We start from the raw sequence: 21,393 nt of genomic DNA on the forward strand, positions 1-21,393 counted from the left end.
CAGCAGTTGCTACATAATGGCTGTACCAATGAAAAACGGATTAGCACGAATATATACCTCCTGTTGATGTTTATATGCCTGTTTATGCAAAAAATATTTTTGCCAGTTGTCAGATATGCCAAAGGCTCCGTTAGCTTGATCAAATGTGTAAAGTTCTTTGTATTGAACATGAAAGAGGTAATCGCTACAGGTAGAAAACAGTTCAGAGATATTATAGATAAGTACTGTAAATATGAAAAAAGAAACCACAGAATTAATTTAAGCCAACTATTTTCAGCTTAACTTGACGCTAATGCGAACATTCGGGATTCCTCCTCGCAATGACGACTTTTCTATTAGAATGTAATTCTTCCTTCCAACTCCCGACCTCGGACCTCCGACTTTTATACTTATATTTGGGTTTTTTAACCATAATGAAACAACTTTACATCCTTATTTTCTCAATTTTTATTTCTTTTAACCTGCAAGCCCAAGGCGTACTTAAAAAGAATGCGGTTTATAAAATAGTTTACTTCCGTTCAGCTGATGGGAAGCCTAAGGAAGACCGTAATTCAACTGTGGTAGTGGCTTCAGCAAGTCAGAATTTAATTAGCAATGCTGCTATTCTCGGTCATAAAGCAAAGTATCCTTACGAACAAAGCATTGTTGCCAAGCCAGCACAAATTTTGTTTCAGGTTGCCGATTTAGGCATAGATAAGCAGATTGCAACTGCCGATAGTCTTGCAATTGGCAAGCAAACTTTTGAGTTTAGCAACGAAAGCAAAGTGATTTTGGGTTATACCTGCAAAAAGGCTACCACGGTTGTTAACTCCAATAGAATAGATTTATGGTACACCACTGATGCCGGTATAAAAGCTGCACCAACCAGTTTGGGACAGAACCTCGGTTTGGTTTTAGAGCAGGTGCGCAATGGCAATAGCTTTGTAACGGCTACCAAAATTGAAGAAGTTAAAAATTCGAAACCGATCGATCTGCAAAAAATAAGTGCTAAGCTCACTGATGGATTAACGTATAAAGATTTGCTTTGGAAAAGCAGGTTTACCACGTTAAGTGTTTTTAATAATGAAACGATTAATTTTATAGATAAACCACAATCGAACGATTCTGTATTCCGCTTTGCGGGAGGGACTGTGATTGCAAGGAAAGTTAAATTTCCTGAGCTTCAGTCCAACCCCAATGTTTTTGTCGATTTAACTGAACAATCGAACGGCGATGCCTACGACAGAACAGGATCAGTATTTATCATCCCAACCGATAAACAGATCAGTTTAATGGATGCACTTAAAAATTCTGTTAAAGACCTGCCTGTTTACGATAACGGAAATGGGAAGAAATACCAGGGTGTTGTCGCCACAGCAAATTATAATCCTGTTATAGAGTTGATGCGCTTTTTTACCCCTTTTGGTGTTGGTAAATACAATACTTTAAAATTAAAGGATAAAAATTGGGCAGAAAAAGTTTACTATAGACAAGATGTTTCGGAATTGTTTCCGCTGGTAAATGGCAAGGAAGCCTGGATAGCCGTTTTTATTGGCAACTATGATAAAGGTGGCCATAAAGTTTCTTTAAACATTACACTGCATAATGACGGAAGACAAAAAGAAGCCAAAGAAGTGATTTTGCCTTTATTTAATTCGACCAATGTAATGGAAATGGCTGGACAGGAGTACGCAACTATGTTCAGCAGCGATAAGGGTTTAGAAGTTTCTTTTACCTTAGCAAAAAACCTTAAAGATGCAAAACTGCGCTACATTACAACAGGTCATGGTGGCTGGGGAAATGGCGATGAGTTTGTACCACGGAAAAACACCATCTGGCTGGATGAAAAAGAAACATTCGCTTTTATACCATGGCGCCAGGATTGCGGTTCGTACCGATTATCGAATCCTGCTTCAGGTAATTTTGAAAGTGGTCTTTCCTCGTCAGATTTAAGCCGTTCTAACTGGTGCCCAGGCACAGTTACCAATCCCGAATGGATAAGTTTAGGCGATTTAAAAGCCGGACCGCATACCATAAAAGTCACCATCCCGATGGGCAAGCCAGAAGGTTCGAGCTCAAGCGCATGGAATGTTTCGGGCGTGCTGTTGGGGGTGGAATAATAAAATGATTTGTCATCCTGAACGCAGTGAAGGATCTTTTTCTTGCCTCTTTTTTACCATATAAGGCATTTAAGAGAATATAAGCTCAAATAACTTATAATTTGTTGTTGATCCCGCTAATTTTAAAAATCGGCTGCGGGTAGTTCTATATATCCTGCAACCCTCAATAGTGCCTCAAAACTATTTTTCTAAACCGGATTGAAGGGGAGATCCTTTTTGCTGCCATAAGCGGCGGGCAAGAGGGCAGAAAAGATCGCATCGGAAAGCCGGAGGAAACATTAAACAAAACCTACGGAACCCTGCTTTCCAAATCAACACAAACAAATTTAGATTTCGGCAGGTGAGATACCAGCCGATAGGATGAGAAATCATTTTATAATATCCAAGCATTAAGATTCCCACCTGCGCGGGAATGACGGCAAGAGCTAAGCAAAACGCACCTTGCCTTTGTTTTTTAACAAATTTCCCATCTCGAAATGTGAATAACCTCTCTTCATTCTATGAAATCATTTTTATTATATTTACGGCTGCCAATTTTTGTAAATAAATGAGTGAAGAATTAGATCAAAACGTAAACGAAGAGCACAAACATACCATAACCCCAATCAACGGTTTATACGAAAACTGGTTTCTCGATTATGCGTCTTATGTAATTCTCGATAGGGCAGTTCCGCACATTAACGATGGGCTAAAGCCTGTTCAGCGACGCATTATGCACTCTTTGAAAGAGATGGATGATGGGCGTTTTAATAAGGCAGCCAACGTAATCGGTAACACCATGAAATATCACCCGCATGGTGATGCATCTATTGGCGATGCGATGGTGCAGATCGGTCAAAAAGATTTATTGATTGATATGCAGGGTAACTGGGGCGATCCGGTTACTGGCGATAGTGCTGCGGCACCACGTTATATCGAGGCACGTTTATCAAAATTTGCCAACGATGTGGTGTTTAATCCTGATACTACCGAGTGGCAGTTAAGTTACGATGGGCGTAATAACGAGCCAATAACTTTACCGGTTAAATTCCCTTTGTTATTGGCACAGGGTGCTGAGGGGATTGCCGTGGGTTTGGCTACCAAGGTAATGCCACACAATTTTATCGAATTGTTGGATGCCTCGATAGATGCGCTGAAAGGTGTGCGCCCAAATATATTGCCCGATTTCTTTACGGGTGGTATGGCCGATTTTTCGAATTATAATGAAGGGCAACGTGGCGGTAAAATCCGTGTGCGCGCAAAAATAACCGAGAAGGATAAAAAGACTTTGGTTATTAGCGAAGTCCCGTTCAGTACCACCACAGGTTCTGTTATTGATAGTATTTTATCGGCCAATGATAAAGGTAAAATCAAAATCAAAAAGATTGAGGATAACACAGCGGCCAATGTAGAAATTGTAGTGCACCTGGCACCGGGTATTTCGCCTGATGTAACCATTGATGCACTGTATGCTTTTACCGCCTGTGAGGTGTCGATTTCGCCAAACACCTGTATTATTCAAGGTGATAAACCACTCTTTTTGAGTGTGAACGATATCCTGATTGAAAATACAAAACATACTAAAAATTTACTAAAAAGAGAGCTGGAGATTCGCCTGCACGAGTTACAGGAGAAGATTTTCTTTAGTTCTTTACTTAAAATATTTATTCAGGAGGGGATGTACAAAAATCCTGAATATGAAAACTCAACCAATTTTGATACCGTAGTTGAGGTATTACACATTCTATTTGAACCGTTTAAACCGTCGCTTTACCGCGAAATTTTACCTGAGGATTTTAAGAAGCTGATTGATAAGCCAATGAGTAGCATCACCCGTTTTGATGTGAAAAAGGCCGATGAGCAGATGAAAAATCTGGAAGATGAAATTAAAGTGGTTAAAAATCATTTAAAACACCTTACCGATTATGCCATTGCCTGGTACCAGAAACTGAAAGATAAATACGGAAAGGGGAGGGAGCGTAAAACCGAAATCCGTTTATTTGATCGGGTAGAGGCTTCGAAAGTAGCATTGGCGAACGTTAAACTATACATGAACCGTGAGGATGGATTTATCGGATCGGGTTTACGTAAGGATGAATTTGTAGCCGATTGTTCGGATATAGATGAAGTAATTGTTTTTCGTGAAGATGGTAAATGCATCATTACCAAGGTGGCCGATAAAACCTTTGTAGGTAAAGGCATTATACACGCCCAGGTATTTAAGAAAAACGATGAGCGTACCATTTACAACATGGTTTATAAAGACGGTGCAAGTGGAACTTCGTATATTAAAAGGTTTGCCGTAGTTGGGGTAACACGTGATAAGGAATACGATTTAACCAAGGGATCGAAAGGGTCGAAGGTTTTATATTTTACTGCCAACCCGAACGGAGAAGCGGAGATTGTGAATGTTGCATTAAAACCGCACTCTAAATTGCGCAAACTTCAGTTCGATCAGGATTTTGCAGAAGTTGCCATTAAAGGGCGTGGTTCGCAGGGGAATATCATTTCGAAATATCCGGTTAAAAAAATCATCCTGAAGAGTAAAGGCGTTTCTACCTTATCGGGACTAAAAATCTGGTATGATGATTTATTAAAACGCTTAAATGTTGATGGCCGTGGAAAATACCTGGGTGAATTTGATGGCGACGACCGCATTTTACAGGTACACAAAGATGGCTTCTATGAGTTAAGTTCTTTCGAATTGAGTAACCACTTTGATGATGGCCTGATCTTGATCCAGAAGTTTGATCCGGAGAAGATTTTTGCTGCGGTCCATTTTGAAGGCAAGGCACAAAATTATTTTATTAAACGTTTTGCATTCGAACTGCAAGCTAATGGTAGGAAAACCATTTTCATTAGTGAAGAGCAGAAATCGAGGTTGTTGTTCCTTACTTCAAATCCGGCAGCAAAAATTATTGTTGATGTTTTAAAGGGTAAAACCCAAATTCCGGAAACATTGGATTTAACCTTAGCAGAACTGATTGATGTTAAAGGACTAAAGGCAAATGGCAATAGACTCTCACCACATGATGTTCAAAAAGTGATATTAGAAGAGCCTGAGATAGAAATTGAAGCGGTTGAGGAAGCAGCAATTGAGGAGGACGAGGATGGTGGAGAAACAGGAGGTGAAGAAGAAGCAATTGCGAACGAGGAAACGGTAACAGAACCAGAAGTGCTGGAAGAGGTAATAGATAAACCTGTTGTAGTGCAGCCAAAACCAAAGTTCGAACGCAAAGAAGTGCCTGTGGTGAAGCAAGAAAAACCTGTTGCGGTAGAGAAGCCAGTGGTAGAAAAACCTAAGCCAGAAGCCGAACCTGTTAAAAAAGACGAAGTCAAAACCGGAGATAAATCCGAAGCAGAAGAAAAACCTGCCAAAAAGATAGATTTCGAGATCACTAATCCTGACGATATCGATATTGATGATAAAGGGCAGTTGGGGTTATTCTAAATAGATTTGAGAGTTGTCAACTTTAATGGCCTGGTGGCAAGAAAGTTGACAACTCTTCACATTTCAATCAAAACATTTCATTTTTAAACCTATATTTGCCTTGCTCAAAGGGGTGCTTTTTGATTCTGCAATTTCTGTTGCCATCAATTTGCTGAGATTATACCCATTTAGAGGTTTAAGCCAAAAGGTTTAAGGTATAGGGTTTAACCTTACATCCTATACCTCAAACCTTACACCTTCTAATGAACCTGATGCGGGTAATGCCGTCGTAGGAAGAGGTTAAAATTTACAAAACTGTTTCGCCCCGAAAACGGTATCTAATCATTTTTACCGGCCGCGAGGCAAATTATTGTAAATGAATTTTCAAGATTGGTTTAAGCTTTTTCAGGAGCAGATTTTACACACCTCATTAATCGAATGGCTGGCTGTGGGTTTTGGAGTATCTGAAGTTTTACTGGCGAAGAAGAATAGTATCTGGCTTTATCCAACAGGAATAATTTCGATCCTGTTATCAATGTTTCTACTCTTAAATGTAAAGCTGTATGCAGAAACCTTGCTGAGCATTTATTATCTGGTGATGAGTGTTTATGGCTGGATAATCTGGAAGAAAAGAAAACAGGACGGTGAAAACCAGGTTTCATGGTCGAGCAATAAAGAATTAACCATTGCTATTTTAATTTCTGTGATTGGTTTCGGCGTACTTTATCTTGTATTGAGGCATTATACTGATTCGGATGTACCTGTTTTTGATGCCTTTGTATCCTCAACAGCATGGGCAGGTATGTGGTTGTTAGCCAAGCGTAAAATAGAAAACTGGATATTCCTGAATATTTCGAATATTGTGGCCATTCCATTGCTTTTTCATAAAAAGCTTCCACTTATGGCCTGTTTAACTACGTTTTTGTTCACTGTAGCCATATTTGGGTTTTTAGACTGGAAGAAGATCATTAACAAAAGCAGACTTAAATTGGCTTAATTGCCTTCCTACGCAAAGCAAAAAAATAATCATGCAAGAAACATTAACCACTACCTGGCGGGAAAAAGTAAAAGCTTATGCAGCAATTTCTGAAGAAATGGGTAAACTTCATCCCGAAATTTTAGAACTTGCCTATCGGAAAAACTGGTTTAAGCTTTTTGTACCAGAAATTTATGGGGGACCAAACAAAAAACTTCCTGAAATTTTAAGATTGGAAGAAGAATTGGCTGAAGCCGATGGAAGTTTAGGCTGGACCATTACACTTTGTGCCGGTGCAGGCTGGTTTGCCGGGTTTTTAAATCCTGAATTGGCTGCAGAGATTTTTGCCGATCGTGAAGTTTGTTTTGCCGGGAGTGGTGCTGTTGGTGGGGTGGCCATTAAAACGCAAAGGGGGTATCTGCTTAATGGAAAATGGAGCTATGCCAGCGGGGCATTGCACGCCACTATATTTACAGCCAACTGCACGCTTAAAAATGAAAATGGTGATGATATTTTGGATGAAAACGGAGAACCTGAAATAAAATCATTTATCCTTAAAAAGGAGGAAGTAAATATTTTACCCGGATGGTCTTACTTTGGTTTAATTGCAACAGGCAGTCATGCTTTTGAAGTTTGCGATTTAAACGTTGACGAAAATAGGACCTTTAAAATTAACCAGCATATTGAAGTAGCAGATTCTGGCTTTGATTATCCCTTTTTACAGCTCGCAGAAACCACGTTAACAGTAAATAGTTTAGGAATGACCAATCATTTTATTAAACTGGTAGAACAATCTTTTTATTCGCGTTCTGGATTAGGGAGGTATAGCGAGGCACAAATTTTGTTTTTTAATGGCGAACTTAATCGTTGTAGAGAAGAAGTATTAAACCTTCGTGCAAAATTCTACGATGCGTTTGAGGAGTCCTGGAATCAGTTAATGGGTGATGGCGAAATTAATGAGGATACCTTAATGGAGGTGAGTTCAATCAGTCGTAAATTGGCCCATGCCTGTTGGAAATCGGCAGCTACTTTATTTCCATACTGTGGCTTAGATGCTGCAAAAAAAGAGTCGGAAATTAATAGGGTTTGGAGAGACATTCATACAGCAAGCCAACATGCTTTACTTACCTTTGAAATTTAATTATTCCAAAAGCTCTGGTTTAATTTTATCTTTAAAATCAGTAGCAAACTTATTCAGTTTGGGCTGTATCACAAATGCGCAATAAGGTTTCCCCTGATTGTTGCTAAAATAGTTTTGATGATAATCTTCAGCCTCATAAAATTCGGCTATAGGAGAAACTTCTGTTACAATGGGTTTATCGAAAATATGTTGTTGGGTTAAATCTTCGATCATTTTCTCCGTCTGCTTTTTCTGATCTTCATTTTCATAAAAAACCACCGAGCGGTATTGCGTGCCAACATCATTACCCTGCCTATTTAAAGTTGTTGGATTGTGGGTTTTAAAGAATACCAATAAAAGCTCATTGAATGAAATAATACTTTCATCGAATGAGATTCGAATTACTTCTGCGTGTCCGGTATCGCCGTTACAAATTTCCATATAGGTAGGATGTTTTAAATCTCCCCCCATGTAGCCTGATGTAACCTGGCTTACTCCATTTAACGTCTGAAAAACGGCTTCGGTGCACCAAAAGCAGCCTCCGCCAAATGTTGCTATTTGCATATCCTACATATATAAATCTATTCCAATTTTTAGATCAATCAAAAAAAGACATTTTTTTGATATTAAAGATTGGTTGGATACCGATTATTCCTATAAGTTTTAAGTAGATGCTGTTTAGACAGCACTTTAGGATAAATACTTCAATGCCCTTGAGATTAGGTAATCTTAATTAACCACAGATAAAAAGAGTACACACAGATATAAGAATCCATGTTTATCTGCGTGCATCTGTGGTTAAAAATTAACTAAACGGAATTGATAAATACATCACATAATGTATCCTGTATAGCATGAAAAAAAAAGCCTGTAATCGTAATTACAGGCTTCAATTTTATTGATATTGAATATATATCGGCTTTGGTGTAAGCTTTAACAGCTCTTCTGGAGTCATCAAACGCTTCGGATCTTTCTTTAAATCATTTTTGTAAAACAATTTAAAGCCTGTAAACTGCACTGGCTCGCCCTGTATAAAGTGGCGGTAGGTACCTTTTTTCAATTCAGGCTCACCCCATCCGTCCATGTGCATCACAACTTGAACCTCAGGACGTAATTTAATATTAGGTGAATTGGTTACCATTTTCTTTGTAAAACGGTGCAGTACAAATACTTTTGGGGGCAAATTGTATTTTTTAACAATATCAGCCAAATATCCGGTTACATAATTAATGTCGGCAGCATCGTAGGTGCCGATCCTTTTGCCTGGCAGTGATCCGTCTTTCATTGAAAATTCTGGGTCGATACCTAGGTGAACGTATGGTAATTCAAGGTATTTTGCAATATGGGGTAGCTCTGCTTTTATCGTGCTTAACGCTACCTGAAGATCTAAAAATACAATTGTGTTAGGTTGCATTTTGGCGATTTTTAAAACAGAATCAATCTGTTTATTGCCCATTCTGTTGATGTATTTTCCATCTTTCCCCGGTGTTCCACTTGCTACTGCAGCAATATAGTGTAATCCTGGTTGTACTGGGGTAGTAGGATCAGCTTTTTCCCAATGTTTAACCTCAGCATTTAAGCGCTTCCACATTTCTTTAGGTGCATATTCGCCAAGTGCTCCCATTTTTTTCGAATGCAGGTTTCCATAATAAACAACTATGCGTTTAAAAGGTAAAATAGCTCCCGCTAAAGGATATGGTTGTTTTTTTACTGGCCATCTTCCGGTAGTATCTCCGTTTGCCAGTTTTTTCACCAGCGAATCGTAAAGCTTTGGATCAACCGGTTTCATTACGTTTACCGTTGAGTCCGTTTTCTTTTTAGTTGAATCAGAAGAAAAGATTTTACCGATACCGCCACTGCTCTTACCGTCTGAATTACAGTTGGCAAATAAGCTGATTGCGGCAAAACCAAGTATTAGTGTGCCTGCTAATTGAGGAAATTTCATAGATATTATATAGATAATTAAAGTTTAGACTTTTTCCGGATCTGTTTTGATGAAAGTAGGATGGAAATCTCGTAGTTTAAAATAAAGTAATCAACATTTACACATTACAGAATTTGCCAAAAACACCCAATGGCAATTTAATGCCCGAAGTAGCCTGTAGAAACAGTTCTCCAGTTTCGAGGTTTTGAACAGATGGGAATGAGGTGCGGATTAAGTTTTCGACAATTACCGACGAAAAACCTAATGAATAAGTATTTAGGATTAAGAAATGTTCTTTTTCATCCAGCAACTGTACCACATCCTGCATCATTTCCTGGATATGATCTTCCAGTTTCCATTTTTCGCCATTAGGACCGTGGCCATAAGCAGGAGGATCTAAAATGATTCCGTTGTATTTTTTGCCTCTTTTTAATTCTTTTTTTACAAACTTTAAGGCATCTTCTACCATCCAACGGGTATCTTTCAATCCTGAAAGCTCTTGGTTTTCATTTGCCCAGGTAACAACCTGTTTAATCGAATCTACGTGAGTAGTTTCGGCGCCAGCTGCATTTGCAATTAGCGATGCCGCACCAGTATAAGCGAAAAGATTTAAAACTTTAGGCTGTGGTGTTTTAAATTTTTTAATTGACGAAGATATAAAATCCCAGTTTACTGCCTGCTCAGGGAATACACCTACATGTTTGAAAGAGGTTAAACCTAAGCGGAGTTTAATGGCCACTTCATCATTTTTATATTCTACATGCCAACGATCAGGAATAGATTGGTTTTTCTTTACCCATTCGCCAGAGGTAGCCGAACGGCCTCTGAAAGTAATGTTGGCCGTTTTTTTCCAATCCTGTTCTGAGTATGTTTTTTTCCATACCGCCTGAGGTTCAGGACGGATAAGGGTTACATTTCCAAAACGTTCTAATTTTTCAAAATCCCCGCAATCAATCAGTTCGTAATCTTTCCAGTGGGTTGGGGCAAGTAATTGTATCATGTATTATTATGTATAGTCCGTCATTGCGAGGCACGAAGCAATCTTAATGCGATAAATATACAGAAGAAGATTGCTTCGTGCCTCGCAATAACGATTTTATTTAGTAGAAATTTATCGGATCATTAAAATCTTTAGGAATGATAAATAAACCTTTTGCAGCGCCATATAAGCTTTTTGGTTCTTCAACAATATTTGTTTTTTCACTTGCCGATTTAGGAAAGCTCTTTGAGTGTTTAGCTTTTAGAAAATCAATAAAATCTTCTACCTCGTTTACCATGCTTTCTGGTAAGGTTTCCAATTTGTGAATGATATTTTTTGTAGCCGTAGTCATATACAAATATAAGAATTTTCTTAAAACTTATCTTTAGCAGCCTTCATGAAGCGGCTGGCGAATACGAAATCGTTTAGTTCTTTAATATCGGTATGTGCAATTTCTTTGTTGCTGCCTTCCCAGAATTTTTTTCCTTCGTGTAGGAATAAAATATAATCGCCAATACCCATAACCGAGTTCATATCATGTGTTACAACAATAGTTGTAGTTTTGTATTCTTCGGTAATTTCCTGGATCAATTCATCAATTACGATTGACGTTTTTGGATCTAAGCCTGAGTTCGGCTCATCACAGAACAAATACTTCGGGTTCATAGAAATGGCACGTGCAATACCTACACGTTTTTTCATTCCACCCGATAATTCTGCCGGGAATAATTTATTTTTACCTGCAAGGTTTACGCGCTCCAAACAAAAATCAACTCTTTCAAGCTTTTCTTTTCTACTCTGATCAGTAAACATGTTTAAAGGAAACATAATATTTTCTTCAACAGTCATACTATCGAACAGGGCAGAGCCTTGAAACAACATGCCAATTTCTTTACGCACTTCAATACGCTGCTCGTAGGTCATCGGTGTAAAATCCCGGCCATCATACAAAACCGAGCCCGAATCTGGCTGATGTAAACCCACCATACATTTCAGTAAGGTTGTTTTTCCAGATCCGGAACCACCGATAATTAAATTGGTTACACCTTCTTCAAACTTTCCAGAAATGCCTTGTAATACATCATTTCCAGAGAAAGATTTATAAATATCTTTAATTTCGATCATTACAATAAAAGTTGAGTAACTAAATAATCGCAAACAAGAATAGAAATACAGCTAATTACAACTGCTCTTGTACTGGCTTGCGAAACTTCTAAAGCACCACCACGAACATAAAAACCTTCGTAAGCTGGAACTGATGTAATAATGAAACCAAATACAAACGCCTTTACCAAAGCAACCGTAATGGTGTAAGGATTAAAATCAGTTGTTATACCTTGAATATATTCTGCAGGAGTAACAGCACCTGAAATAGAACCGCCAATATATCCACCGGTAATACTTAAAAACATGGAAATGATTACCAACATGGGTACCATGGTTATGCCCGAAATAATTTTGGGAAGGATGAGGTAGCCTGGTGCATTTATACCCATAATTTCTAAAGCGTCAATCTGTTCGGTAACACGCATCGAACCAATTTCTGATGAAATGGCCGATCCGATTTTTCCTGCCAGTACAATTGCACTAATGGTTGGACTTAACTCTAATATACTCGAGTCGCGGTTTACAGAACCGATAATTGTTTTTGGAATAAAATCACTAACCAGCTGGAAAGCAATTTGGAGCGTCATTACTGCACCAATAAAAGTAGAGATAATAGCAATTAAACCTAAAGAACCTACACCAACATAATCCATTTGTTTGGCGATTTCTTTTAAGTATATTTTCAGTTTTTCCGGCCTTCTGAATACAGACTTGAGTAGCAGGATGTATCTGCCGAAATTGGTAAAATTCATTCCGTATGTATTTGCTTAATTTAAATGATCATTTATAATACTACAAAGAAACGATAAAAAAGTTGGAGCGCTTTGCTAATTGCAAAAATATTCGTGGTTTTGAATATAAATATGGTTTTTTGTTAACAAAAATTAAACCATAAATAATGAAAGCTGTAATAACAGGAGCAACTAAAGGAATTGGTAGAGCTATTGCGACTAAATTTGCCCAAAATGGGTGCGATTTGGTTTTGGTAGCAAGGGGAGAAGATGAACTGGACAGGCTTCGACAGGAATTAACCCCTTACGGGAATGCTATTTTTACACAGGTAGCAGATTGTTCCGTTAAAGAAGAAGTGTATGCTTTTTTAAATTCGACCGCCTTAGATTTTGACCATGTAGCTGTTTTAGTAAATAATGTAGGGATCTTTTTGCCTGGCAGCATGCTTGATGAGGATGACGAAACCTTCGAAAAGCAGCAGCATTTAAATACAAATGCCTGTTATTACATCAGTAAATTTTTTGGAAAAAAAATGCGTTCAGCCAAGCGAGGCCACATATTCAACATCTGTTCGGTGGCCAGTAAAGCACCTGTGGAAAATGGAGGCAGTTATAGTGTAACAAAAGCAGCGATGTTAAGTCTTAATCATGTATTGCGGCAAGAGTTAGCACCTCACAATGTTAAAGTAACTGCATTTTTGCCAGGCTCAACTAAAACTTCGTCATGGGAAGGAACAACAATTCCGGATGAAAAATTTGTGCAGCCTGAAGATATTGCAGAAACTTTATTTACCATTTTAAACTTAAGTAAAGGGGTAAATGTAGACGAGGTTTTGATTACTCCGCTTGATTTTTAAACACAAAATGAACAACGTTATGGAAAAGAAGCTTTTTAGAAACGAACACGATAAGATGATTGCCGGTGTAGCTTCGGGACTTGCAGATTACATGCAGGTGGAGGTTACCATAATTAGATTATTGTTTGCATTATCGGCTATATTTATGGCTGGAGGTGGCTTAGTTGCCTATATAGTAATGTGGATTATTGTTCCGGTTAATGATGATCCGGCTGCAAGATTCTCCAAATTTAACGATTACTTTGGCAAGAAAAACCCAAATGCACAACCCTTTGGAAGTGCCGATCCTTTTGCAGGACCAGCTAATCAGGGAAACCAGAATTGGACTCAACCTGTAGATGGTACACAGAAAACACCTTTCGAAACACAGCCCAATTTCGATAAATTCAATAAATCTAACGATACTGGCCGCACAATAGGCGGATTGGTTTTGCTAGTGATAGGGTGTTTTTTCCTGATGCGCGAAATGGATTTTATACCCGATTGGTTTAGTATCCGCAATTTATTCAGGTACATGTGGCCATTGATATTTATTGCTTTAGGTGTAAGTATCATAGCCAAATCAAAAAGAAAAAACGACTGGGCTGCTTTTCAGCACCAACAGGAAGCTGAACAACAAAAAACGGCTGATTTTTCTGAAACCGTTGTAGAAAATGAACCTACAGCACCAGCTAACAAAGATGATAATTCAACATCCGCTAACCCTCAAGTATAAATAAAATGAAATTAGATAGATTAATTTGGGGTATTATCCTGCTTTTTATTGGCGGTGTACTTCTACTCGAAAACTTTGGCGTAATCAATTTTTATTGGCGCAACGTATGGAGCTTTTGGCCGGTATTCTTAATTATAGCAGGTTTAAATATCCTGTTTAATAAAAACAATTCGCAAACAGGTAGTATTATTTCTATTGGCGTTTTAGTGGTTGCTTTATCGTTCCTTTTTTATAAAGGACAGCAAGTGCCCGAGCGTGGCAACTGGTGGGGGCATCATTTCAAAAAAGATATAGATGTTAATATCGACGATAATGACGATGATGATAACGATAGTGATACCTCGTATAATCAGTTAAGTTTGTCTGAGCCATTTGTAGCTGCAGATAATGCGAAAAAGACGGTGTTAAATATTTCTGGAGGTGGCATTTCATTTAATCTTGATGGCGAAACAGCTGAGTTGATTAATGCCGATGTGAAGAAAAGGCATGGTAACTTCTCTTTAAAGAAATTGCTTACCGATAGTGCCACTGTACTTACTTTCCAAATGGACGATAAAAAGAGCAAGTGGAATTTTGGTGATGGCGGTAACGATGTTAACTTTAAATTGAATAAGGAAGCCAACTGGGATATTTTAATGAAACTGGGCGCTGGCGAAGCAAACTTTGATTTTGCCAATTACAAAGTGCGCACCTTCCGCTTTGATGGTGGAGCAGCAGCTTTGGATATTAAATTCGGAGATTTATTGCCAATAACCGACGTAATTGTGAAATCTGGGGTGGCCGATGTGAAAATTAAGGTACCTACCAACTCAGGTTGCCGGATTAAAACCAAAACAGGCTTATCAGCTAAAGATTTCGATGGTTTTGAAAAGTTGAGCGATGGTGTTTACGAAACTTCAAACTATAAAACCTCAGCCAAAAAAATCTTTATCAATTTAGATGGCGGATTGAGTAACTTTGAAGTAAGCAGATACTAGGGAGGTGGAAGGTTAGAAGGTAGAAGGCGTAGGGCTAAGACTTCATTAACGGAATCTTTATAAAATGCTGATCTTACAATCCTAAAATCTCATCATCCTGATCCAATCCAATGAATCCTGATCAATATATAGTTGTAATTAATGGAAAGCCACAAGGCCCGTACAATTTAACCGAACTGAAAGATTTAAACATCAGTGCGAATACTTTTATACGTAAGCCCGGAATGGACGATTATAAAGAAGCTCATGCAATTCCCGAATTGCGTGAGCTTTTGGGTTTTAGTTATCAAAAAACAGCACCCCAATATTTTGCAGCTTTCGATCAAAGGCTGTTGGCATCGGTGATTGATCATTTTATTATTTTTGGAATATATAGTATTGTTATTTTAACGAGCTATATTTTTATCGAAGGTAAAGATCAGCGGATTATGGCTTTTCTAATCCCCCTTCCATCCATATTTATTATTAAGCTCATTTATGGCAGCATTGCTGAAGCGTCTAAAAGTCAGGCTACTATTGGTAAAAAGCTGCTCAATATCAAAGTAACAGATTTAGAAGGCAGCCAGGTTTCTTTTGGCATTTCTCTGGTTAGGAATTTTTCTAAAATCTTATCTGTAATTCCTGTTTTCTTCGGTTATCTTTACAGTTTTCTCAATAAGAAAAACCAGTGTTGGCACGATATTGCAGCAAATACGTTGGTGATAAAAGACAGGTTAATTTAATTGGAAAGCAGGGTCAATGCATCTCTTATCGTCAGTCGGGCTGTACGCTATATCTTTGGCTGGCCTGCGGCTACGCTCAGGCTGACAGCTAAAGGATGCCGCTTCCATCCCGTTTATGAACTTCGTCCTGTGCAATGATGCCAAACCCACCACCGCCAAAAAATAAACCCGATCAAAGCGGGATGCCGATATTTCCATCTGCAGAAGCGGGAGCGGGGCTACATTTGCTAAGTAATACTGCTCTCCCATTTCCAGAAACAAAAGCTTTGATTTTTTCTGAATAATCAGACCGATTTAATTACAACATTACAACATCAAAAATTCCAACAATCCTTATCTTTGCAAACAGATGGGAAATATATTGGCAAAACATGATCTGGCAGGCGGATATTGCAACAGTTTAACCGCTTATTCGAGGTATTTAACCCGCGAAGTGAATATTGGTGATATTGCATTGGGAGGGCATAATCCAATCAGGATCCAATCCATGACGACTACCGATACCATGGATACTTTGGGTACTGTAGCGCAGACCATCCGAATGGTAGAATCTGGTTGCGAATATGTTCGTATCACCGCACCGAGCATTAAAGAAGCCGAAAATCTGGCCAATATTAAAAAAGAACTGCGTTTCCGAGGTTATAACGTGCCATTAATTGCCGATATCCATTTTACGCCTAATGCTGCCGAAATGGCTGCGCGTATTGTAGAAAAAGTAAGGGTTAACCCTGGCAATTATGCAGATAAAAAGAAATTCGAGAATCTAGAATATACACAAGACGCTTACAATGCAGAGTTAAGCCGGATTTACAAAAAATTTATCCCTTTAGTTAAAATCTGCAAAGAGTATGGTACCGCCATGCGCATTGGCACTAACCACGGATCGCTTTCTGACAGGATTATGAGTCATTATGGCGATACTCCCCGTGGAATGGTTGAATCGGCAATGGAGTTTATCCGCATGTGCGAAGACCAGAATTATTATAACCTGGTGATCTCAATGAAAGCCAGTAATACCCAGGTGATGGTTCAGGCGTACCGTTTGCTGGTAGAAACCATGGCTAAAGAAGGGATGAATTACCCTTTGCATTTAGGCGTTACCGAAGCAGGTGATGGAGAAGATGGCCGTATTAAATCGGCCGTTGGTATTGGAACGTTATTAGAAGATGGTTTGGGCGATACTATTCGTGTTTCCTTAACTGAAGACCCTGAATTTGAAGCACCAGTTGCTAAAGCCCTGGCAGACCGGTACTCGAAAAGGAGTTTGGAGCTTGGAGTTCAGCGTTTTGAGCCGCATGCAAAACTCCCAACTCCCAACGCTCAACTCCCAACTTATAACCCCTACGAGTACAACCGGCGTATTACCACAGCTGTACAGCATATCGGTGGCCATCACCATCCGGTAGTAATGATCGATGTTTCGAAAGAAAACTTAAAAGATCCTTACTTTTTAAATTCAGTTGGTTACAATTACAGCGCAGGTTTAGATAAATATAATTTGGCCGATCAGGCTTGCGATTTGGCCTTTTTAGGTGATAATTTGCCGTCTTTCTCTTTTCCAGGGAATTTAAAGCAAATTTACAATTACCAGACCTGGCTAAAACTTCAAGATAAAAACAATTGTCATCCCTTATTTACGCTAGAAGAATTTAATGGCGCTGATCATAAAGATGAATTTTTGAACTTTGTTGAAGTTGATGCGCAACAGTTAACCAATTTAACAATTAACCAGTTAACTAACGTTGTATTAATTCTAGAAACATCTGCAGCACATGGAATGGCCGAGCAAAGGGCATTTTTTGTTGCTTTACAAGAGAAAAATATCCAGATTCCTGTTATTATAAAAAGGACTTACCAGGATGTAGATGCCGATCACCTAATGCTTTATGCTGCAACCGATATTGGCGCCTTATTTACCGATGGTTTTGGAGATGGTGTATGGATTGATGCAGAAGGTCAAAACCTTTCGTTGATTAATTCTACCAGCTTTGGGATTTTACAGGCTACACGAACACGCATCAGTAAAACAGAATATATTTCTTGCCCAAGCTGTGGAAGAACACTTTTCGATTTACAAGAAACCACACAGTTAATCCGCTCACGTACTGATCATTTAAAAGGAATAAAAATCGGTATCATGGGTTGTATAGTTAACGGCCCAGGCGAAATGGCCGATGCCGATTACGGTTATGTGGGCACCGGGCCGGATAAAATTACGCTGTACCGCGGTAAAGAAGTGGTAAAGAAAAATGTAACTACCGCCTATGCGCTTGATGAACTGATCGATATCATTAAAGATGATGGCAACTGGGTAGAGAAGGTTTAATAATTCGCGCCGTGGTCTGTGTCCTCACAGACCACTATACTGTCATTCTGAGCGCGGCGAAGAATCTATATCCTGTAGCACCGAATTACAAACTACTGCGCCATATCAATACTTAGTTTAACAGCACCAATATTCTCACAGCAGATTCTTCATTGCATTCAGAATGACAAAGACTAGAGCACCATTTAAATTTCTGATCAATAAATCCTAAATTGCCTTAATGAACATCCCGGAGTTTCAATCCCTGTTTAATGAACTTAGAAACTGGCTCGCTGGCAAAGGCCTTGCTGGTGGCGAACTCATTTATGCTTACTTTTTTATCGGGCTTCTTGGTGTTATTTTATTTCTGTTCATCACCATATTTTTAACCCGACAGCTTTTTATCGTTGTCGTAAAAAGTGCTAAAACCAAATCCGATTGGCAAAAGGCATTGTTCGAGTTCAGGGTTTTCAGGGCATTTGCCCTAATATTTGGCGCCTACATTATTTATAACGTAGTCCCTTATCTTTTTATCGATTTTAAAAACGGATTATTTTATGCTTTGATTTTTGCTAAAATCTACATGGTTTTAGCAGTAATGTTTGCTGTAAATGCATTTCTGAATGCTTTGGTATCCATCATGGAATCATCAAAGAAATACGCCGATAAACCCGTTAGAAGCTACAAACAGGTAGCCAAAATTGTATTTTACATTGTTGGTTTTGTGCTCATCCTGTCGATTATTCTTGGCGAATCGCCCCTGTATGTCTTTGGTGGGTTTGGCGCGGTTACTGCTGTTTTTATTCTGGTTTTTAGGGATCCGATTCTAGGTTTTGTTGCCTCGGTACAAATGAGTGCTATTGATCTGGTTAGGGTAGGTGATTGGATTACTGTAGAGAAATATGGTGCCGATGGTGAAGTAACTGAAATCAATTTAACCACCATTAAAGTGCGTAACTGGGATAAAACCGTAACCATTGTGCCGAGTTATGCTATTGTTAGTGAGTCGTTTAAGAACTGGCGGGCGATGGAGGAAAGCGAAGGCAGAAGGATTAAACGCCACATTAATATTAAAATTTCGAGTATTAAATTCTGTGATGAAGAGCTGATCGGGAGATTACAGAGCATCGATTTTTTGAAAGATTACCTTAAGGAAACGCAGGCTTTTATAGAAAGGTATAACGCTGAAAATACAGTAAATCCCAATAATCTGGTTAATGGCCGCCACATGACCAATATTGGTACTTTTAGGGTTTATGCAGAAAAATACCTGGAGAGTAATCCTTATATCAACACCGACTTAACCTTTATGGTACGCCAGTTGCAGGCTACAGAAAACGGATTGCCGATAGAAATTTATGTATTCTCGAAAGAAAAGGGATTAAAGCGTTTTGAAGAAGTGGCTGCTGATATTTTTGATCACTTGTTGGCAGCTGTTCCTTACTTCGACCTCGAAATTTTCCAAAGCCCCAGTGGCAGCGATATGCGTAATTTTGTAAGGAGAGGGGATGATTAGTATTGAAAAATTAGAACTCCCATAAATAATTTCCACCAAAGTAGTTTCTTAGGAAAACCAAAGAAATGATAATCAAAAAGACTAAAATTCCCTGAAGGGTAACGTTTTGTGCCAGTTTATTGTTAAAATAGAGAATTATCGCTAGCAAAACACCTAAAGTACTGGTAACTAATCCCAAAAAATCATCCTTAAAAAACCGGGTTTTACAAACAATAATTACGTCAGATTTCCTTAAACCATAATAAAGAATAATGCCGGTTATTTTTGATCTACAGATTAGCAGCGAATCTTTCTCGTTTATTTCATTGAAAAGTATAGGTGGGATCCTATATTTTTCATGAGGGGTTTGAACACTAAAAATGCGTTCCTTTCCGTTTTTGGAGCGATAGCCCTCAAAATCAACAATAAATTCAGTATTTGATTTTACGGGCGAGAAATTACTGTCAAGAAAAATGATAAAACAGAAAAGTAATGTTAATCCAATTAAGATCTTTTTAAATATGGCTTGATTGAGGCCAGAAAGGTTGATTTTATCTTGAGCCATAATTTATGATGGCCCAAGATAATTAATTTATACTTCATTTATAAAGGTGATTACCTTTTCACAGACCTTAAACAAAAGTGGTGGCAAAGTTTCGCTGGTGTAAGGTTGTATTGCTCCATACACATGGTTGGCGCCTTCAATTTTAACCAATCTGCTATTCGGATTAGCCTCTGCCAAAGTTTGTGCGGTTTCAAAAGGAACATTCACATCGTCATCGCCATGGATAATTAACCAAGGGATGTTTACGCGTTTTGCTGCGTCTAAAATATTCAATGCTGCTGTATTTTCTTCCAAATCTTCGAGTAAGGTTACATTTAAAGGCATCTGCTCTTTCGTTCGGGCATTGGTCACGAATATTTTGCCATTTTTTTTCCATTCAGCTTCCTGTTCTTTTTTCCACAGACTGGCAAAATCGCCAATGGCACTCCAGGTAATCAGTTTGTTGATCCTTAAATCGTTCGCAGCCTCAATAATCGATAATCCACCACCGCGGCTATGGCCTATCAGGTTCACCTTTGTGTCTTTACCGTACGCTTTTTCGATAAAATCGAGTACCGCATTTAAATCAAAAAGTTCTTTTGATACGGTGTTGCTGGCAAAGGCATCCATATCGGTTACATCTTTCGGGGCATCAACTGGCACACCACTATGCGATAAATTGAACTTAATGTAACGGTAGCCATTGCTGGCAAAATACCTGGCGACTAAATTGTGTGCGCCCCAATCTTTAAAGCCTTTAAAGCCATGAACAAAAAGTACAATGGGCGTATTAGGATTTTTTTCATCAAAAGTGATATCGCCAATAATTAATTTTCCGTCTGAACCGCTAAGGCTAAAATTGCTTTGTGTAATCATCATTTAAGGAATTGGTACAGATTATAAACCTACGAAATCTTATTTTGTTGTGTATTTTTTGTGTTTAAAACAGGAGGGTATTGACCGCAACTGTGAGTATAACAGCCCTGATGGAAATGGAAATCCCTTTTGGATAGGTAAATTGTTGTTTAAAAATTTTATCCAAAAGGATTGAAATGTACAGCAGGACAGAACCTTTCCTATTACTACTGGGACTGCGCTTTTAAAAAAAGAAACATACATTATTTAATAATAAGTTACTCTTTAGCGTAATAATACCACGCCCATCCCACAAACAACAACTGGAAAGGCAGCCTAATCCAAACAATAAGCGGAGTGACCAGTATTTTACCCAACATGAACGGCGCCACCTGGAATCAGGTAGATATGTGCCGGTAAAAATGCGGTCAACATCAGTATAATCAACAGTGCCGCTAGTTTTCTGGTCTTCTTAATCAACAATAAAACCCCTAAAACAATTTCTAATATTCCGGAAAAATAAATTAAAAAGCCAGGTGCAGGCAACCATTTTGGAATAATCACGTAATATACTGCAG

20 protein-coding genes are annotated in these 21,393 nt (G+C 38.6%); 11 read left to right on the forward strand and 9 right to left on the reverse strand.

Translation table 11 applies throughout. From position 1 onward, the window contains the following. From EYS08_RS26120 to EYS08_RS19425, 5 genes are all read left to right on the forward strand, one after another. Window positions 1-282, forward strand: a 282-nt coding sequence (locus tag EYS08_RS26120) for a hypothetical protein (RefSeq protein ID WP_208745913.1), incomplete at its 5' end; no start/stop codon positions are given. Window positions 283-413: 131 nt separating this feature from the next. After that, window positions 414-2,099, forward strand: coding sequence for a PNGase F N-terminal domain-containing protein (locus EYS08_RS19410; RefSeq protein ID WP_131031672.1), 1,686 nt, complete (start codon window positions 414-416; stop codon window positions 2,097-2,099). Window positions 2,100-2,646: 547 nt separating this feature from the next. After that, window positions 2,647-5,529: a DNA gyrase/topoisomerase IV subunit A gene (locus tag EYS08_RS19415; protein WP_131031673.1), complete on the forward strand. Its 2,883-nt coding sequence runs from the start codon at window positions 2,647-2,649 to the stop codon at window positions 5,527-5,529. Window positions 5,530-5,884: 355 nt separating this feature from the next. Beyond that, window positions 5,885-6,505: a nicotinamide riboside transporter PnuC gene (pnuC, locus tag EYS08_RS19420; protein ID WP_131031674.1), complete on the forward strand. Its 621-nt coding sequence runs from the start codon at window positions 5,885-5,887 to the stop codon at window positions 6,503-6,505. 31 nt (window positions 6,506-6,536) lie between these two features. Further along, the gene (locus tag EYS08_RS19425; RefSeq protein WP_131031675.1) at window positions 6,537-7,625 is read left to right on the forward strand and encodes an acyl-CoA dehydrogenase family protein; all 1,089 of its coding nucleotides are present in this window, start codon (window positions 6,537-6,539) and stop codon (window positions 7,623-7,625) included. Here EYS08_RS19425 and msrA read toward each other — a convergent pair whose 3' ends face one another. The 6 genes from msrA to EYS08_RS19455 all read right to left on the reverse strand — a co-directional run bounded on the left by msrA (window position 7,626) and on the right by EYS08_RS19455 (window position 12,366). Then, the gene (msrA, locus tag EYS08_RS19430; RefSeq protein ID WP_131031676.1) at window positions 7,626-8,168 is read right to left on the reverse strand and encodes a peptide-methionine (S)-S-oxide reductase MsrA; all 543 of its coding nucleotides are present in this window, start codon (window positions 8,166-8,168) and stop codon (window positions 7,626-7,628) included. It lies immediately after the preceding gene. 331 nt (window positions 8,169-8,499) lie between these two features. Next, window positions 8,500-9,549, reverse strand: coding sequence for a hypothetical protein (locus EYS08_RS19435; RefSeq protein ID WP_131031677.1), 1,050 nt, complete (start codon window positions 9,547-9,549; stop codon window positions 8,500-8,502). A gap of 97 nt (window positions 9,550-9,646) precedes the next feature. Then, window positions 9,647-10,528 carry a class I SAM-dependent methyltransferase gene (locus tag EYS08_RS19440; RefSeq protein ID WP_131031678.1) on the reverse strand — a complete coding sequence of 294 codons (882 nt, stop codon included), beginning with the start codon at window positions 10,526-10,528 and terminating at the stop codon, window positions 9,647-9,649. A gap of 100 nt (window positions 10,529-10,628) precedes the next feature. Continuing rightward, a complete protein-coding gene (locus tag EYS08_RS19445) occupies window positions 10,629-10,859 on the reverse strand; it encodes a DUF2281 domain-containing protein (RefSeq protein ID WP_131031679.1) in 231 nt (76 codons plus the stop codon). A 20-nt stretch (window positions 10,860-10,879) separates the two neighbouring features. Further along, entirely contained in the window at window positions 10,880-11,632 is a 753-nt protein-coding gene (locus tag EYS08_RS19450; RefSeq protein WP_086547603.1) for an ABC transporter ATP-binding protein, read from the reverse strand. Next, window positions 11,632-12,366, reverse strand: a complete 735-nt coding sequence (locus EYS08_RS19455; RefSeq protein WP_057932019.1) for an MlaE family ABC transporter permease — start codon at window positions 12,364-12,366, stop codon at window positions 11,632-11,634. Before EYS08_RS19455 ends, EYS08_RS19450 begins: the two co-directional genes overlap by 1 nt. 146 nt (window positions 12,367-12,512) lie before the next feature. On the opposite strand from EYS08_RS19455, the gene EYS08_RS19460 reads away from it, so the two are divergent. From EYS08_RS19460 to EYS08_RS19485, 6 genes are all read left to right on the forward strand, one after another. Then, window positions 12,513-13,202: an SDR family oxidoreductase gene (locus tag EYS08_RS19460; protein WP_131031680.1), complete on the forward strand. Its 690-nt coding sequence runs from the start codon at window positions 12,513-12,515 to the stop codon at window positions 13,200-13,202. 19 nt (window positions 13,203-13,221) lie between these two features. Then, the gene (locus EYS08_RS19465; RefSeq protein WP_165456517.1) at window positions 13,222-13,917 is read left to right on the forward strand and encodes a PspC domain-containing protein; all 696 of its coding nucleotides are present in this window, start codon (window positions 13,222-13,224) and stop codon (window positions 13,915-13,917) included. Between the two features lie 5 nt (window positions 13,918-13,922). Continuing rightward, entirely contained in the window at window positions 13,923-14,894 is a 972-nt protein-coding gene (locus EYS08_RS19470; protein ID WP_131031682.1) for a LiaF transmembrane domain-containing protein, read from the forward strand. A gap of 110 nt (window positions 14,895-15,004) precedes the next feature. Next, a complete protein-coding gene (locus tag EYS08_RS19475) occupies window positions 15,005-15,616 on the forward strand; it encodes an RDD family protein (RefSeq protein ID WP_131031683.1) in 612 nt (203 codons plus the stop codon). Window positions 15,617-15,965: 349 nt separating this feature from the next. Continuing rightward, complete coding sequence (gene ispG / locus EYS08_RS19480) at window positions 15,966-17,942, forward strand: (E)-4-hydroxy-3-methylbut-2-enyl-diphosphate synthase (RefSeq protein WP_131031684.1); 1,977 nt, start codon at window positions 15,966-15,968, stop codon at window positions 17,940-17,942. 220 nt (window positions 17,943-18,162) lie between these two features. Continuing rightward, the gene (locus EYS08_RS19485; RefSeq protein WP_131031685.1) at window positions 18,163-19,437 is read left to right on the forward strand and encodes a mechanosensitive ion channel family protein; all 1,275 of its coding nucleotides are present in this window, start codon (window positions 18,163-18,165) and stop codon (window positions 19,435-19,437) included. Window positions 19,438-19,447: 10 nt separating this feature from the next. Here the strand turns inward: EYS08_RS19485 and EYS08_RS19490 are convergent, their stop codons facing one another. From EYS08_RS19490 to EYS08_RS26685, 3 genes are all read right to left on the reverse strand, one after another. After that, the gene (locus EYS08_RS19490) at window positions 19,448-19,981 is read right to left on the reverse strand and encodes a hypothetical protein (protein WP_131031686.1); all 534 of its coding nucleotides are present in this window, start codon (window positions 19,979-19,981) and stop codon (window positions 19,448-19,450) included. Window positions 19,982-20,008: 27 nt separating this feature from the next. Continuing rightward, entirely contained in the window at window positions 20,009-20,839 is an 831-nt protein-coding gene (locus tag EYS08_RS19495; RefSeq protein ID WP_244216001.1) for an alpha/beta hydrolase family protein, read from the reverse strand. Between the two features lie 345 nt (window positions 20,840-21,184). Continuing rightward, a complete protein-coding gene (locus EYS08_RS26685) occupies window positions 21,185-21,379 on the reverse strand; it encodes a DoxX-like family protein (protein ID WP_165456518.1) in 195 nt (64 codons plus the stop codon). Window positions 21,380-21,393 lie beyond the last annotated feature (14 nt).

It is taken from the genome of Pedobacter kyonggii (genome assembly GCF_004310665.1).
GTDB lineage: Bacteria > Bacteroidota > Bacteroidia > Sphingobacteriales > Sphingobacteriaceae > Pedobacter > Pedobacter kyonggii.